This window comes from Vibrio sp. 1562 (assembly GCF_033340155.1).
Classification (GTDB): Bacteria; Pseudomonadota; Gammaproteobacteria; order Enterobacterales; family Vibrionaceae; genus Vibrio; species Vibrio alginolyticus.
On the sequence record NZ_JAWOVY010000525.1, the window covers coordinates 1 to 607 of the forward strand.

The window sequence follows — 607 nt, forward strand, 5'->3', positions numbered from 1 at the left end:
ACATTGGCTGGGCGACCTTCGTGAATAAGCAAAAACAGCACTTTCTTTTTAGCAGAAGGTGCAGGCTGATTCGCTTGCAAAGATTCGACTTGCGTTTTTACCTCTTGCTTCAAGTTTGCTGCTTGAGACTCACGGTTCATGATCGTTGCAATCTGGTCGATACGATGCAAAAGCCCGTTAACGTTGGCTTCTGTATTGACTATCTCGACATCCACACCTGCCGACTTTAGTTGATTTAAGGTGGTAGTTGGTCCCATCTCATCAGAGCCAATTAACTTGGTTGGGCTCAGTGCCAACAACCCCTCTGCTGAAAGTCGGCGATGATACCCAACGTCGGGTAACTCCATGCCTTGCGGCAAAGTACTGGTTACATCAACGGCGACCAAGCTGTCTTTCGCATCGAGCGCAAGTAATAGTTCGGTAACGGCGCTGCCCGCACTGACGATGCGTTCTGAGTTTGGGGCGTTGTTGGCAAAAAGGTTCGTGCTTGCAAGTAACAGAGCGGCAGCAGTCAACGCAGTGCGCACTGGTGATAATGTGTTCTTCATGAAAATGTTCTCAGTTTTATGTTCTTGTTATGGCGACTCTTCAGTGAGCAATTGAGTCG

The 607-nt window shown here is 48.4% G+C and carries 1 protein-coding gene; it reads right to left on the minus strand.

Annotated elements, in window-relative coordinates; translation table 11 throughout:
• Positions 1–548 (minus strand): hemin ABC transporter substrate-binding protein (locus R7Z49_RS26190; RefSeq protein WP_318112586.1); only part of this gene is annotated, 548 nt, incomplete at its 3' end.
• Between the last annotated feature and the right edge of the window lie 59 nt (positions 549–607).